Here is a 14652-nt window from a genome sequence, read left to right as displayed (position 1 = left end):
CTCCACCCCCGATCTCACCTTTGAATCATAGATGATGTGATGACCTAGGGCATACAATCTAAGGGTGAGGTAGCGGTTTCGTCTTCGGTCCAAAGGTTCCGGCCGCCCCTGACGCTGGATTCGATGGGAGGGCGGCATGCCGGAGGCAACCGTCGTCGGCAGCACCCGGGTATCGCTCATCCCGGACATGTCGCAGTTCGCCAACCGGCTGCGGGTCGAACTACCCGAAGCCATCCGCGAACCCGCCATCAAGACCGGCGACACCGCAGGCGACCTGATCCGCGGCAGGATCACCAAGAAGCTGCTCAAGCCCATCAAGGTGAAGGTCGCCGTCTCCCTCGACGACCGCGCGGCCCGTACCGGCCTCGCCAGCCTCACCGCAGACCGCACGGTGAAGGTCACGGCGGAGCTCGACGACAAGCAGGCCACCGCAGGCCTGACCAAGCTCACGCGGGACCGCAAGGTCACCATCACCGCCGAGGTCGACGACCAGGCCGCCAAGACCAAGCTCAGCGCCCTGTCCGGGCAGCAGACCGTCGACATCCTCCCGAAGATCCAGCAGGCCGCCTACAACACCGCGATGCGGCAGCTGGACCGCCTCACCGCGGACCGGGTGGTGAACATCCGCGCCTCTGTCGACACACGGGTGGCAGCGAACGAGATCAACAACCTGATTCGCCGCCGCCAGGTCCGTATCGGCGCGGACGTCGACACCCGGACCGCGGCTGCGGACATCGCCAATCTGACCCGCCGGCGCACGGTGCGCATCGACGCGGACGCCGATACCGCGGCAGCTGCGGCCCGCCTTGCTGCTCTCACCCGGGACCGCACCGTCAACGTCCGCGTGCGCTCGCTGGGCCTGGGCACCCTCACGCAGTCCCTCAATGGCCTCGGCGGCAGGGGCGGCGGCGCGGGGATCGCGCTGCTCTCCAACCGCGTGCTGGCCCTCGGTGCGGCCGCTCTCACCGCGCTGCCGTCCATCGCTTCTCTCGGCTCCGCCATCGCGCAGATGGGTCCCCTGGCGGCCACCGCCGCGCCGGCCCTCGGCATGCTCATCGGCGGATTCGCTGCTCTCAAGGTCGGCATGAGTGGTGTCGGGGACGCCATCAAGGCCACGTTCCAGCCGGTCGCCACGGAAGCCACCAAGGCCGCATCCGCCACGCGCCAGGTGGAGGACGCCCAGCGCTCCCTGACGCGTGCTCAGCGCTCGCTGCAGGACGCCCGGGTGCAGGCCTCCGAGCGCATCCGCCAGGCCAACATGCAGGTGGCCAACGCCGAGCGAGATTTGTCCTCGGCGCAGCGTGACGCCCGCCAGGCGCAGCAAGACCTCACCGCGGCGCGCCGGCAGGCCGTACGTGACTTGCAGGATCTCAACAACCAGCTCAAGAGCGGCCGCCTGTCCGAGGAGGAGGCCACTCTGGCGGTACAGCAGGCAGAGGAAGACCTCGCCCGCGTCCGTACCGACCCCGCCGCAACCCAGCTGCAGATCCAGCAGGCCGAACTGTCCAAGGAACGGGCGGTGCAGTCCCTGGAGGAGCAGCGCCTCGCCGTGGCGCGCCTGGAGAAGGACACCGCCAAAGCGAACAAGGGCGGGGTGGAAGGTTCCCAAGCGGTCGTGCAGGCCAAGCAGCAGGCCGCCAGTGCCGATCGGCAGGTCGCGGACCAGCAGCGCGCCCTCGCCGAGGCACAGCGCGACGTGGTCAGGGCCCAGGTGGACGGTCAGCGGCAGGTCGCTGACGCTCAGGAAGCCGTAGCGGACGCCGTGCGCAGGGTCGGTGAGGCGCAGCAGACCGCCGCCACCCAGACGTCCAAGCTGGACACCGCCCTGGCGAAGCTGTCCCCGAACGCCCGGGCGTTCGTCGGCACCCTGAAGCAGATGGCGCCCGCCTGGCGGGACATGAAACTCGACGTCCAGGACGCCCTGTTCTCCGGACTCGGGACCCGTCTCGGACAGGTCGGCGGTCAGATCCTGCCCACGGTCCGGCGCGGCCTGGTCGGCGCCGCCGGCGAGCTGAACACGATGGGCAAGAACGCCCTCACCGCCGTGTCCAACCTGCAGAAGACCGGGCAGCTCCGGCAGGTCTTCGACGGCATCAAGCAGTCCCTCGGCAACGTCTCCCGCATCCCCGGCCAAATGGTCACCGGCTTCGCCCAGCTGTCCATAGCCGCGCAGCCCGCCTTCGACCGCATGAGCAAGGGCGCAGCGTCCGCCATGGACCGCGTCATGGCCAAGCTGTCCAAGGGCCTCGAGGACGGCTCACTGACCGAGTCCATCAACCAGGCCCTCGATGTGGCGCTGGCCTTCGGGAAGGTCCTGGGGGACATCGGCGGCATCTTCAAGGCCATCTTCGGGGCCGCCGCGCAGGCCGGCGGGAACTTCTTCGGGACCATCGGCGCGGCCCTCGCGGAGGTTCGCCGCGTCCTTGAGATGCCGGAGATGCAGGCCGCCCTGGTCTCCATCTTCAAGGCCTTGAACGCCGTGTCCAAGCTCCTCGCTGGCGCCCTCGGTCAGTTCCTCCAGGCCATGCTGCCGGTCCTGGGCGTGATCGGGGACGTCATCGCGGACCTGGCCACTGCCCTGATGCCGCTGCTGAAGCCCCTGGGTGAGCTGCTGGCCACGTTCGTTTCCGCTTGGATGCCCTTTATCCAGCAGTTCGGGCAAGCCTTTGTGACGCTGATTCAGGGGCTCGTGACCGCGCTGAAGCCCGTCATCATGGCCATGATCCCCGCGGTCGGCATGATTGGCGGCCTCCTGGCGCAGCTCGCCCCGCTCTTCCCGCCCCTCCTGACGGCGCTCATGCCGCTCATCCCGCCAATCACTCAGCTCGCTATGGCGCTGCTGGACCTGGCCATGCAGGTCATCACTCCGCTGCTGCCGCTCATCGTGTTCCTGGCCGGCCTGCTGACCAAGGTTCTCGGTGCGGCGATCGGGTTCCTGGTGCCGATCGTGACCAGGGTCATCGGCTGGATCACCACCTTCGTCAAGATGGTGACCTGGGCGGTGAAGGGCGTCGTCAAGGGCTTCAAGTGGCTGTTCGACGTCCTGCTGGGCCACTCGATCATCCCGGACATCGTCAACGGCGCGATCGACTGGTTCAAGCGCATGTGGAAGCGCCTCGTCGACATCGTCAAAGCCATCAAGGACGGCGTCGTCAAGTTCTTCGGGAACCTGAAGGACGGCGCGGTCAAGATCTGGAACAGCTTCTGGGACCGGGTCACCTCGATCGCGTCCGGCGCCTGGAAGGCCGTGCGCAAGGGCTGGGACGCCTTCACCGACGGACTCACCGGAGCGTTCGACAGGGCAGTCAGGGGCCTGGGGAAGATCTGGAAGGGCATCCAGAACCTCGTCAAAGCCCCCATCCGATTCTGGATAGAAACGGTATATAACCACGGAATTGTTTCCGTCTGGAACAAAACAGCCGCAAAAATCCCGGGCGTTGACGACCTGAAGACCATGTCCCTCCCGAAGGGTTTCGCCCGCGGCGGCATCCTGCCCGGGTGGTCCACCTTCCGTGACGGGGACGACCAACTCGTGCCCATGCGCCGCGGCGAAGGCGTGTACGTCTCCGAGGTCATGCGCGACCCCTATGAGCGGGCCCGCCTGCACGCCATGAACCAGGCCGCAATGCGCGGCCAGAACCCCGCCGTGGCGCGCATGCAGTACGGCTTCGCAGAGGGCGGCATTCTCGGCGGCATCAAGAGCATCGGTTCCAACATCGCCGATGGCGTCGGCTCCGTGCTGAAGAAGGGATCCGATGCGGTCCGCGGCGGGCTCGCCGATCTCGCGGAGAAGGCGTTCAAGCCCGTCAAGAGCGGCATCACGGCCGCCCTGGGCAAGGACAAAAGCGGCTTCCCCGGGATGATCGCCCAGGCGCCGATCAACTTCATCGACAAGGCCATCGACTACATCCGCGGCAAGGACATCCCCGACTCCACCGGCGTGTGGCGCAAGCCGGTCAACGCCCCCTACGGCACCCCCTTCGGCAAGCGCGGGTCGATGTGGTCCAGCGGCCGGCACACGGGCCTGGACTTCCCCGCCCGCACCGGCACCAAGGTCGCCGCGGTCGACAACGGCACGGTGCAGTCCGCAACGTCGGGCGGCCCGTACGGCAAGCACGTCACCATCTCGCACGGCAAGGGCCTGTCCTCCCTGTACGCGCACATGTCGTCCATCGCGGCCAAGGTGGGTGCGGGCATCAAGCAAGGCGGCCGCGTCGGCTCCGTCGGCGCCACGGGCAACGTGACCGGCCCGCACCTCCACCTTGAGGCGAGGGTGAACGGCAAGGCCGTCGACCCGATGAAGTACCTCTCCGGCGGCGGGGACGGCGGCACCGGGGTACAGCGCTGGCGTGGTGTGGTTCAGCAGGCCCTGGGCCAGGTCCACCAGAGCCTCAGCCTGGTCAACACGACCTTGCGCCGAATGAACCAGGAGTCCGGCGGCAACCCCAAGGCTGTCAACAAGTGGGACTCCAACTGGAAGGCCGGCAACCCAAGCGTCGGCCTGATGCAGGTCATCCGGGGGACGTTCGACCGGTACGCCGGGAAGTACCGCAACACCGGGCCGAAGATGTACGGCGTCTCCATCGACCCGATGGCGAACATCTACGCCAGCATGAAGTACGCCCTCGCCACCTACGGCTCCCTGTCCAAGGCGTACAACCGCCCGGGCGGCTATGCCCGCGGCGGCCTGATCGGCGGCATCCGCATCGGCCGGGGTCTGCCCCGCGGCTACGCCGGTGGCGGCATCATCCGAGTCGGCGGCAAGCGCATCGACACCGGGCCGATCGCCTCCGCGGTGGGCGGCGACTTCCTCAAGCAGCTCTCCGGCACGGCGGCCGCGATCAGCGCGGAGATGAAGACCCTCGTCACCGCCATCAAGAACGCCTTCAAGGGCGTCCGCACCGACATCGACAACAAGCTGCTCGCGCAGGTCAGCAAAACCAACGCCCGCCTGCAGTTCCTGTCCAAGCAGCGCGCCGAGATCGCCGCCAAGCTCGCGGCCGCCGAGCAGCTCCGCGCGGACAGCGTCGGCCAAGCCACCAGCTTCGCCCAGATGACGTCCCTGCCCAGCAGCGGCCTCACCTTCGACGCGGGCGGCATCCTCGCCGGCCTGAAGGTGCGCCTGGGCCAGATCAAGGACTTCGGGAAGAACCTGCAGACCCTGGCCGCGCGGGGCCTGTCCAAGGCGCTGCTGCAGCAGATCATCTCCGCCGGGCCGGACCAGGGCGCCGCCTGGGCCAAGGCCCTGGTCGACGCCACACCGCAGCAGTTGAAGGAACTGAACTCCGTTCAATCGCAGATCACCACGGCCGCCGGTCAGTACGGCAAGGACGCCGCGGATGCGATGTACGACGCCGGCGCCCAGTCCGGAAAGGGCTACCTAGCTGGGCTGAAGGCCCAAGAGGCGTCCATCAACAAGGCGATGTCGGACCTGGCGAAGAAGATCCAGGCCGCCATCAAGAAGGCCCTCAAGATCAAGTCACCGTCTCGGGTGTTCGCCGACCTCGGTAAGTACACCGTCCAGGGCTTCGCCCAGGGCGTGCGGGAGAGCACCCCGCAGGCCATGCTCGCCACGGCGCAGATGGCGGCCCTGGTGCGTGGGTCTGCGGCCGCCACGACCGCGCGGATCGAGAACAACTCGACGTCGACCTCGGTGGGCGACCGGCACCTGCACTACAACGCGACGGTGCGGGAGCAGGCGTCCCGGGCTTCGATCCTGGCCGCGCTGGCTCTCGAGGACTCCCTTCACCGGCCGGTGGTCACCGGGACCTGAAAGCCACTGAGGGCCTCTCTCTGAGGCGGCGAGAGGCCCGCACAACGCAGCGCCCCCCTCTTCCGCTCACACGGCGGCGGGAAGGGGGGCGCTGCGGCCTTCCTAGCGGATCTGGAGGCAGACGCCAGCGTTGGGGACGGCAGGCGATCCCAGGCACCACCACCAGTGCGCCCGGGCCTCCTCCTCGAGGCAGTCGCGGTCTTCCTCATCCAGGACCGCTACCGGGGTGCTCTGCTCCCAGCAGGCGCCGCACGCCCACCAGTACCGGCGGCGCTGGCCTTTGCCCTTGGCCAGGAACAGGAACGAGTAGCCGTCCCAGGTGGTCCAAGTCAGCAGGATTTCGGGCGGGGTGGATGCCATGCGGCCATGGTCGCCGTGGTGGGCAGAATCGTTCCGCGCGCATGACGAAGCCCCCGCCATCACAGCGGGGGCTGTCCGTCGTTTCCGGGGGCTACTTCGGGAGCTGGTTGCGGGTGTGGGCGATGACGCCGCGGGTGTGTGTGGTGGTTTGCCGGTAGTCCTGGAGCACGTCGCCGTTGTAGTGGTGGTGGTGCACGTCCGGCGCGGCCTGCTTCACCCCGCGCACCAGTCGGCTGAGCGCCAGGATGAGCGCGGCCGGTGCACCGCAGATCATGCCCACCACCACCGGGTCGGCTCCGCCGGAGGCCCACAGGATGCCGGTGACGGCTGCGCCCAGGGGCAGGGAGGCGATGCCGGCGGAGAGCATCAGGGCGCTGGCGTCGGTGGCCTTCTGGCTCATGGGGGGCCGCCCGGGCTGGGGGACCGGCAGGGCGCTCCCGATGGCGGGCACGGGCGTCTCGTCGCGGTACGAGGTGGGGGTGCGCATGGCGTCCTCGACGGCGGCGAGGAACTGGCGGGCCTGGTCGTCCAGGGCGGGCTGCCCGGCCTTCTCGGCGGTGGGCTGGTGGGGGTCGGGCATCGGGTTCACGGCGGGTCACTCCTCGCGGATTTCGCTACTCTGCGTGATTGTCAGAGAGGGGCGGGTCTGACAGTCAGAAGGGGTGTCAGACCCGATGTCAGGCCGAAGTCACGTGACTTCTCTTTAGGCCCCCACCCGGCCTGACAGTCAGAAGTCAGGCCGGGACGTGACAGTCAGACCGTCACAGAGGGTGACCGTTATGCGGGCACCAGCGGCGAGCGGACGATGTCGTATTCGCCGTGCCGCTCGTTGCGCAGAACGCCCTCCTTGACCAGCCGGGCGAGCTCGCCCTGAAGCCAGGCCCGCTTACGGCCGGCCGCCACGGTGACCGGCGTGCACTCCGCGGGCGAGAAGGTGAGCTGGTTGCCCTCGGCCCACTGGTGGATCTGCTCGGCCAGCAGGCGGCGGGCCTCCTCGGTGGGGAGTTTCTCCTGCTGCGTGAACGCCATCTCGACGTCCTCGGCGTCCTCGGGCATCGGGTCGTCGATGTCGAGGTTGGCGTAGGGGGCGTCGGGCTCCGGGTCGGCGGGGATCATCCCCATGACCTCGTCGTATGCGTCCTCGATCTCCATGGCCATGGCGTCTTCCTGATCGGCGGTCAGTTCCTGGACGGGCCCCGCTTCGGGAAGCTCCCGGCGGGGCTGGGCGATCGGCGGGAGCTCGCTGACGTCGGTGTTCACGCGGTTCGTGCCGCGGTGGGTGCGGTTGGCGTACACCAGGCCCAGCGCGTTGGCGGTGGTGTCGTCCAGCGGGTCCCGGTACGGCGTCCCTGCGGTGACCAGGTCGGCCAGCTCCCGCCGGTCGGTGAGGCCGGAGCGCCACTCCATCGTCCATCGGTCCTGGTCAATGCCCATGCCGGTAGCGAACGCGTAGCCGGGGCGGCTGGAGCCCCAGGCCGGAACGGCGCCGGCGTCGGTGACGCTGTCCGGGAGGCAGAACCCGGCGTCGGAGGCTTCGTCGACCCCGAAGCACGCGGCGGCCTGGAGGTTGGCGCGCACGTCGGTGGACACGTTCGTCCAGGTCGCCCGCTGGAGGCTGATGACCAGCCAGATTCCCACCGACCGGGCGGCGCGGGCGATGTTGTCCAGCTCGTCGAAGTCGGCCAGGTCGGCGGCCTCCTCGGCCCACAGGACGACCGCGTTCAGCTTGGACTTCGGCTCCCACTGGTCCAGGCCCTCGTCGGCGAGGACGTCACCGCGGGCCTTGATGGCGGCGGGCAGCGCCTTGAGCAGCTGCTTCGCCTCCCGCAGGTCACTGATGAACACGTCCAGGCCGTGCTTGATGTGGCCGACGGACTGCCGTCCCTTGGAGCAGTCGATCAGCATCACGGACACCTTGCGGCGGGTCATGAAGTGGGCGAGCAGGCCGCGGGCGAACTCGGACTTTCCGGCGCCGGTGACGCCCATGACCAGCAGGTGCTGGAGGATCGCCGCGTCGAACGGGTTGATGATGAAGTCCTCGCCGTCCGCGTACAGGCCCAGCGGGAGCGGCTCGTTGGGAAGCATCCCCAGACGGATCGGCGGGATGAACGCCACGCCGTCCTTCAACAGGTCAGCGACGCGCAGGTGGAGGGTGGCGTCGGCGGCGTCGTCCGGGTTGCTCTTGACGATCGCCCCGGACGCCGGGATGTGCGCGGCTGCGGCCAGCTTCGGCATCGCCGCCTGGACGTCCTCGATGGTCTTCCCGGCGGGGATCTCCACGGGCACGGTGACCATGCCCTTGCCGTTGCCCTTGGCGGACTTGACCCGCAGCTTCTCCAGGCCGATCGCCTCGGCGATCTTCCCGAAGCCGCCCTTCTCTTCGACCTGCTCGGTCTCGTCGTGGGCGTTGCGCATCAGCTGCCGGATGTTCCACGAGGCGGCGAACACCCCACCCCCGAGCAGCCACAGGTCCATCATCGGGTGGCCGAACGGACCGGCGGCGGTGGCGCAGGTCAGCCAGCCCATCCCGGCCGCGACCGAGGCGGTGGCCTGGGCCCGGCGGAACTTGCGGAACTTGTTGTTGCCGCCCGCCACCTGCCAGGTCACCGCGGCGAGGGCGACCCCGCCCAGGCCGAGGCCGGCGGATGCCAGCCCGGCCTCGAGGGCGGTGTCTCCCCACATCGTGTTCGTGGCGAACCCGGCGAGCGGGGGCAGGGTGTAGGCGCCGGCCCACGGCGCCGCGTACGGAACGGCCTTGCCCACCAGGTGGCTGACGACCTGCCCGAACAGACCGCCCTTGCCGACGGAGACGGGCACGATGTCCGTGGTGGTGTTGACCTGCTGCTTCTTACCGTTGGTGGTCGTCGTCACGCGCGCCATCACACGTCCCCCATGTCGAACTGCTTGCGGCCCTTCTGGCCGTTCTTCTTCCGCTTGGCTTCCTGCTCGGGCTTGACGAAGTGCCGGTCGAACGCGTGGGCCATCTTCAGCGCGCCGACTCCGAGGGCCTTGGCAGCCTCGGCGCTGACCTTCAGGTGCATGGCGACCAGGCGGGCCCGGATCCGGGACTGGGCGCCGAAGGTGTACCAGGTCCCCTTGTGGGTGGAGAGGACGGCCTGGATCTCCTCGGCGCGCATGCTGAGGATGAAGTGCAGCTCCCGCCCCAGGCGGTTGACGGCCTTGGCGCAGTCCTGGATGTCCTTCGCCCCGCGGAACTCGATCCGCTCGATGGCGCTGACCATCCCGTCGCCCTTGTGGTTGTTGGGCCCTGCGGCAGCGGCCTGACCTGCACCGTTACCGCCGTCGTTGCCACGGCCACCACCGTCGTTGCCGCCGAAGTTGACGTTGAAATTGCGCTGCTTGTTCACCTGCTGCGGGCCCTGGAACGGCTGGTTCGCCTGGTGGTTAGCGAAGTTGCGCACCTGCTGCGCGCTGCTGGGCCCGGTCTGCCTCGGGGCGCCGTTGTTGGGGGTCGTCATCGTCAGTTCTCCTCGTGGAGGGTGGTGGAGCCGAACCACATCGGGGTGCGGACCTGGTCCAGGTCCGTGTCGGGGAACTCGGCGGCCTGGGCCTCGGCCCGGTCGATGAGTTCGTGGGCGGCCATGAACCGGGCCGTGGCGGCGGCGGCGTACAGGCCGGTCGGGGACCAGTCGGTGCGGCCGGCGGCGAGCCGGGCGAACAGGCGACCGGTGCGGGCGATGCCCTCGGTGAACCTGACGATCCGGTCGATCAGGGTGGTGCGGCGGGCGCCGTACACGGCGGTCCCCTCTCTGGTCAGTGGATGCGGTAGCCGCCGGCGATGAGCGCCCCGGCGTCCTTGCGGTACTCGGAGGCGGTCGACTCGGACACTCCGAACGCTTCGGTGATGGCCGCGAGCGACAGCTGGTCGACGTGGCCGGCGTGCTGGGTGAGGGCGATCCGGGCGACCTTGCGGGCGGCCCGTTCCCGGGACGTCAGCTTCAGCAGGTCCTCGGCTTCGACCGCGCGGAGCTCGATTTCGGCGGCACGGGCCCGCGCTTCGGCTGCACGCTGCTTCGCTTCGGCAGCGTCGGCCTCGGCCCGGGACTTCTCCGCCTCGGCGGCGGCGAAGCCGCGGTTGATTTCGGCAGTGCGGGACCGCGCTTCGGCCGCGTCGCGCTCGACTTCGGCGGCGCGCTGCTCCGTTTCGGCGGCACGGGCCCGCGCTTCGGCGGCGGCCTCCTCGGCTTCGGCAGCGCGGCGCTTCGCTTCGGCGGCGTCTGCCGACTCGACCGCGCGGGCGGCTTCCTGGGCGATCCGGGCCTGCGCCTCGGCGGCGGCCTGCGCCTCCGTGACGGTCGCCTGAGCCTGCGCCACGGCGGCGTTCTCCTCGGCCTGCGCCGCGATCTCGGTGGCGCGGACGTCACTCTTCGTGCGGATGCTGGCCTTCTGGCGGTCGGCGGCACGCTTCTCGGCACGCGCCTCGGCCTCGAGCTCCAGGCGCTCGTTCTCCTCGTTGCGCAGCTGCTCGGCTTCCTTCGCCTGCCGGGGCAGGGCGAGGGCTTCGTCAACTGTCAGGCCGTACTTGGCCATAGTCAGGGGCAGCAGTTCGTCCGCCTGGGCGCGGCGTCGCCAGCCCCGCCCGTACTTCCGCTGGAGCATCGCCGCGTACACGGTTCGCTCCTGCTCGATCTGGACGGTCTCCTGGTAAGAGGCCTTGTCCCACAGCTTCATGCGGCGCCACAGGGCCGTTGTGGCGGCCGGAGCCAGCGCCCAGCGGGCGGCCGGGATTCCCTGACTGTCACGGCCGGCGGCGATGTCAGACGCCCTGACGACGGAGCGTCGGGCGGCGTCGACCGCGGCGATGAACATGAGCGGGATCACGGCGTGCATCGCGGTCCCGATGGGGTCGCCGGTCACCCCGCCCTCGGCAGCGGCCGCGTTGAACACGATCGTGGCCACGGTCATCAGGTGGGCCAGGCGCCGCAGCATCGGCCACGGAGTGTCACGGCGGATCAGGTAGAGGTCCAGGGCGTACAGGACGACGATGCCGACGTCGACGCCGACCGGGAACGCGTAGGAGAACTGCCCGAACCCGTGCTTGGCGGCCAGGTCCTTGAGCGTGTTGTAGGACCCGGTGAAGCCGATCCCGGCGAGGATCACACCGCCGATGGACGCCACGGCGGTGAGGGCGCGTCCGGAACGCCGGGCCGCCTTCTCCGAAGTCGAGTCGTCCGTAGCCGAAGCGTCGGCAGGCGCGTCCGGAACGGCGGGGGCCGGAGCCGAAGCGGGACCCGGTGCGTCCGGAACGACGGTCGGCGCTCCCGGAACGGGCGCGGCCGGGGCCGCAGTACGGGGCAGGGTGGCGAGCTTCATCGGTGGACTCCAGGTGCAAGTCGTGGGGTGGAGGCGGACTGACGTCTCCCCGCGCTCCCGCCCCTCCGGAGTGGATCGAGGTGCGTCCGGAACGGGCGGGAGAGGCAGGCGTCAGGCGGTCGGCTGGGGGAGGGCGGTGCACTCGTTGGCGTGTTCCTGCGCCATCCGCAGGACGTCGCCCCGGTAGGCCAGGCCGTGGTCCTTGGTCCAGCCGCAGGGGCGGCACAGGGCGGTGGAGCGCGGGTGCGTGGCCGTCTTCTCGTCGTCGCGGATGTCGACGGTGGCGGCCTGGTTGTTCAGGCGGATGCCGGTGCGGGTCAGGAACCGTGCGGTGACGCCCTCGGGCCACTCCTGCTCGGCGCCCGCCGGGGCGTTGCTGCTCGCGGCGGCGTCGGCCAGGGCCTGCACCGCGAGGGCGAGGGCGATCCGGGAGTGCGCGGTCGACTCCTCGACGCGGTGCCCACGGACGTGGTCGAAGCCGGGGTCCTTGAGTCGCATCTGGGCGGAGTGGATGTGGTCGTTGGCGTTCATCGTGGGATCGGTTCCTTCCGAGTGGTCAGGCGGTGGTCCGGTCTGGCCGGCTCCCTGCGACCGGGCCCGTGCGAGACGGGCCCGGGAGGCAGCCGTCAGGCCGCTTCGGAGTAGCGGGTGGCGAGGGCCTCGGCCCGGGCGGTGCTGTGCACGTAGGCGATCCACTCGGCGCCGTCGAACGGCATACGGCCGCCGGGGCCGGCCATCTTCACGGCGAGCGGCAGGCCGTTGCGCAGGTCGGCAAGGAACGTCTGGATGCTGACCGCGACGGCGATGGATTCGCCGGGCACCTCGTTGGCCGTGAACTCCTCGAGGTCGGCCTGGTCCTCCAGCCGGGTCCGGTAGGGGCGGGCAACGCGGCTGACGAGCGTGTCGACGAATCCCGCCACGACGTAGCCGATGGCCAGGGCGGCGGCGAGGGACAAGAACCCCCCGAGGGTGAGCGTGGCGCCCAGGTCGATGTCCGCCAGCTCCAGCACGGTGATGGAGACTGCGGCGGCGGAGGCGATGACGGTCACGGTCTGGACGGCGTTGAGCAGGCCCAGGGCGCGAGTCGGGTTCTTCACGGGGTCCTCTTCTCTTCGGCGGTGGTGACGATCAGGAAGGTGTCGCTGGGGAGGTCCATGACGACCTCGGCGGGGATGCCCTCGAGGCGGCGGGCGGCGGCGAACTCCTCGGCCGGCCACGAGCCGCGCGGGTGGGAGGCGGAGAAGGTCTCCAGGACCTGGCGGGCGCTCACCGGGCCTCCCCCTGGACCAGGCGCAGCGTCGGCTTGCCGGACGGCTCGGGGGTGGCGTGCCGGATGGTCTCGGCGGTCCCGCCCCGGCGGGCGGCGTACTGGGCGAGGGCCCACAGGTTCGTGACGTCGATGTCCACCCGGCCCAGGCCCGGGCCGTCGATGACCTCGAGCGTCATCCGCACGGTCCGGCCGCCCGGGTGGGGCAGGGAGACGGTCAGTTCCTCGGTGGCCTTGATGAACAGGCGGGCCGCCTGCTCGATCAGGGCCTGGTCGATGTCGAAGCCGCTCACTGGTCCGCACCCCGTTCTGTCTTCAGGTCGCGACGCTCGTTGCGGGTCAGGCCACCGGCCACGCCGTGCTGCTCCTTGCCGTTCGGCTTCAGCGCGGCCTCACGGCACGGGGCGATGAACGGGCACTCGGCGCACAGTTCCTTGGCCACGGCCACCCGACGCTTCATCAGCGCGTTGTCCATGGCGCCGGCCTGCTCGTCGGTGTTGTAGAAGAGGTCGGCCAGGCCGGTGCACACCGGGCGGGCCTGGTCGCCGCACAGCTGGCCCTCACGGGCGGCGAGCTGCGCCGCGTGCACCGTGGCCACGTCGCTGAGGGAATAGGCGTAGGTCTTGCCGTCGACCGGCCAGCGCGGCAGGTTGTGCAGCTTCACCCAGCGGGCCAGCGTGTCCACCGACACGGCGCGACCGGACTGCGCGAAGAACTCGGCCAGGAACTTCAGCGGGCGCAGGTCCGCGGGGTATCCGTCGGAGCGCTTCACACCGCGCGGCTTGGCGGGGCGGGTGTAGCCGAGGTCGCGGTAGGTCCAGCGGCGGCGCAGGCCCGGGCGGGGCGCGCAGTGCCGATTGGCGCAGTGTGCCTTGCCCTTGACCGGCAGCAGGGTGAAGCAGCCGCACGCGGGGCAGGCCCGGGTGCGTACCGTCTCGGTCTGCTCGGCGAGCTCCTCGGCTTCCATGACGAACGCGTCGCGGATGGCGACGGCCTCCATGCGGCCAAGCGGCGAGTCTTCGGTGGCCAGGCGGGCGGCTCGGGCGATGACGTTCTTGCCTTCGGTGGCCTTGTCCAGTCCCTTGACGTTCACGTTCGCCGGTGCCTCCGTTCGTGTTGCGGTGCGGGTCCGGGTCAGCGGGTCGATCCGCCGGCCGGATCCCGGCGTCCAGTAGGTCTGTGAGAGAGCAGCGATCCACTGCTCAGGCGTTGCGGGCATGGCTGTCCCCCGGGCGGTGCGTACTGCGGTGGTGGTGCGCGAGTGCGCTAGGGGCCCGGCGGCGGGGGGTGCGTGGGATCGCCGGGCCGACCCGGGGTCAGTCCGTGAGCGGTTCGACCTGCAGGATGTGGACGTAAGGCGGGGTGCCCGGGTAGGGGCGGCGGGAGATGCCGTGGAGGGAGACCTCCATGCCGTTCACCAGGTAGAGGCCGAACTCGGCGAGGACCTGGGGGGAGGCGTAGGCGTAGGTGGCCTGCCCGAACTCGTTGACCAGGTGGAACGTGGCGCTGGGGTCCGTGGTGCCGTGCTCGGTGATGTCGTCGACCATGCCGGCCGCGATGACGCTGATGCCGTCGTCGACCGTGCTGAAGGGCTTCGGGACGCGGTGGCTGAAGTCGCCGGCGAACACGACGAGGTCGCTCGACGGCGTGCCGTAGGTGGTGGCGGGGGACTGGGGGTCGTTCTGCGGTTCGGGACCGGTACCGTTCTGCATGCGAGGCACTCCTATGTAGGTAGGACGTGGTTCGCCGGGCTTCTTCGGAGGCCCCCGAGAGGTCCAGGTGGTGACACACCTGGGCCTCTCGGCGTTCTGGGCCGCCGTCGTTTCCGACAACCATGATCCTGCCCTACAGATACGCGTCTGTCAACAGATACGTATCTAGACATAGACACGGTTCTGTGTGGTACCTTCCGATCATG

General features: G+C 69.8%; 13 protein-coding genes. 1 reads left to right on the top strand and 12 read right to left on the bottom strand.

Annotation, left to right across the window (positions count from 1 at the left end):
* Positions 1-136: 136 nt before the first annotated feature.
* Positions 137-5773: a peptidoglycan DD-metalloendopeptidase family protein gene (locus tag CCL05_RS09830; protein WP_086560124.1), complete on the top strand. Its 5637-nt coding sequence runs from the start codon at positions 137-139 to the stop codon at positions 5771-5773.
* Positions 5774-5875: 102 nt separating this feature from the next.
* On the opposite strand, the gene CCL05_RS09825 is transcribed toward CCL05_RS09830, so the two are convergent.
* From CCL05_RS09825 to CCL05_RS09770, 12 genes are all read right to left on the bottom strand, one after another.
* Positions 5876-6133 (bottom strand): hypothetical protein, encoded by a 258-nt coding sequence (locus CCL05_RS09825; protein WP_086560123.1) that lies wholly within the window; start codon positions 6131-6133, stop codon positions 5876-5878.
* Between the two features lie 91 nt (positions 6134-6224).
* Positions 6225-6713 carry a hypothetical protein gene (locus CCL05_RS09820; RefSeq protein ID WP_086560145.1) on the bottom strand — a complete coding sequence of 163 codons (489 nt, stop codon included), beginning with the start codon at positions 6711-6713 and terminating at the stop codon, positions 6225-6227.
* Between the two features lie 197 nt (positions 6714-6910).
* Positions 6911-9004 carry an FtsK/SpoIIIE domain-containing protein gene (locus CCL05_RS09815; RefSeq protein WP_158102437.1) on the bottom strand — a complete coding sequence of 698 codons (2094 nt, stop codon included), beginning with the start codon at positions 9002-9004 and terminating at the stop codon, positions 6911-6913.
* 8 nt (positions 9005-9012) lie between these two features.
* A complete protein-coding gene (locus CCL05_RS09810; RefSeq protein WP_086560121.1) occupies positions 9013-9612 on the bottom strand; it encodes a hypothetical protein in 600 nt (199 codons plus the stop codon).
* Between the two features lie 2 nt (positions 9613-9614).
* Positions 9615-9890 (bottom strand): hypothetical protein, encoded by a 276-nt coding sequence (locus CCL05_RS09805; RefSeq protein ID WP_086560120.1) that lies wholly within the window; start codon positions 9888-9890, stop codon positions 9615-9617.
* A 17-nt stretch (positions 9891-9907) separates the two neighbouring features.
* Entirely contained in the window at positions 9908-11467 is a 1560-nt protein-coding gene (locus CCL05_RS09800; protein ID WP_086560119.1) for a DUF2637 domain-containing protein, read from the bottom strand.
* A 111-nt stretch (positions 11468-11578) separates the two neighbouring features.
* Positions 11579-11998 carry a hypothetical protein gene (locus CCL05_RS09795; protein ID WP_086560118.1) on the bottom strand — a complete coding sequence of 140 codons (420 nt, stop codon included), beginning with the start codon at positions 11996-11998 and terminating at the stop codon, positions 11579-11581.
* 95 nt (positions 11999-12093) lie between these two features.
* The gene (locus CCL05_RS09790; protein WP_086560117.1) at positions 12094-12564 is read right to left on the bottom strand and encodes a hypothetical protein; all 471 of its coding nucleotides are present in this window, start codon (positions 12562-12564) and stop codon (positions 12094-12096) included.
* Positions 12561-12737: a hypothetical protein gene (locus CCL05_RS45150; protein WP_086560116.1), complete on the bottom strand. Its 177-nt coding sequence runs from the start codon at positions 12735-12737 to the stop codon at positions 12561-12563. The genes CCL05_RS09790 and CCL05_RS45150 overlap by 4 nt, the downstream gene beginning before the upstream one ends.
* Entirely contained in the window at positions 12734-13027 is a 294-nt protein-coding gene (locus CCL05_RS09780; RefSeq protein ID WP_086560115.1) for a hypothetical protein, read from the bottom strand. The genes CCL05_RS45150 and CCL05_RS09780 overlap by 4 nt, the downstream gene beginning before the upstream one ends.
* Positions 13024-13953, bottom strand: a complete 930-nt coding sequence (locus tag CCL05_RS09775) for a WhiB family transcriptional regulator (RefSeq protein ID WP_208641438.1) — start codon at positions 13951-13953, stop codon at positions 13024-13026. The genes CCL05_RS09780 and CCL05_RS09775 overlap by 4 nt, the downstream gene beginning before the upstream one ends.
* A 97-nt stretch (positions 13954-14050) precedes the next feature.
* Positions 14051-14446 (bottom strand): hypothetical protein, encoded by a 396-nt coding sequence (locus CCL05_RS09770; RefSeq protein WP_086560114.1) that lies wholly within the window; start codon positions 14444-14446, stop codon positions 14051-14053.
* Positions 14447-14652: the final 206 nt, after the last annotated feature.

This window comes from Streptomyces africanus (genome assembly GCF_002150735.1).
In the GTDB taxonomy this organism is placed as follows: domain Bacteria; phylum Actinomycetota; class Actinomycetes; order Streptomycetales; family Streptomycetaceae; genus Streptomyces; species Streptomyces africanus.
The sequence above is the reverse complement of the archived record's forward strand: the minus strand, read 5'-3'. Positions and strand labels throughout refer to the sequence as shown.

Bases quoted from the DNA above. Each gene is read 5' to 3' on its own strand.
- CCL05_RS09775 (WP_208641438.1), bottom strand. From the start codon at position 13,953: ATGCCCGCAACGCCTGAGCAGTGGATCGCTGCTCTCTCACAGACCTAC.
- CCL05_RS09770 (WP_086560114.1), bottom strand. From the start codon at position 14,446: ATGCAGAACGGTACCGGTCCCGAACCGCAGAACGACCCCCAGTCCCCC.
- CCL05_RS09810 (WP_086560121.1), bottom strand. From the start codon at position 9,612: ATGACGACCCCCAACAACGGCGCCCCGAGGCAGACCGGGCCCAGCAGC.
- CCL05_RS09825 (WP_086560123.1), bottom strand. From the start codon at position 6,133: ATGGCATCCACCCCGCCCGAAATCCTGCTGACTTGGACCACCTGGGAC.
- CCL05_RS09820 (WP_086560145.1), bottom strand. From the start codon at position 6,713: ATGCCCGACCCCCACCAGCCCACCGCCGAGAAGGCCGGGCAGCCCGCC.
- CCL05_RS09795 (WP_086560118.1), bottom strand. From the start codon at position 11,998: ATGAACGCCAACGACCACATCCACTCCGCCCAGATGCGACTCAAGGAC.
- CCL05_RS09800 (WP_086560119.1), bottom strand. From the start codon at position 11,467: ATGAAGCTCGCCACCCTGCCCCGTACTGCGGCCCCGGCCGCGCCCGTT.
- CCL05_RS09830 (WP_086560124.1), top strand. From the start codon at position 137: ATGCCGGAGGCAACCGTCGTCGGCAGCACCCGGGTATCGCTCATCCCG.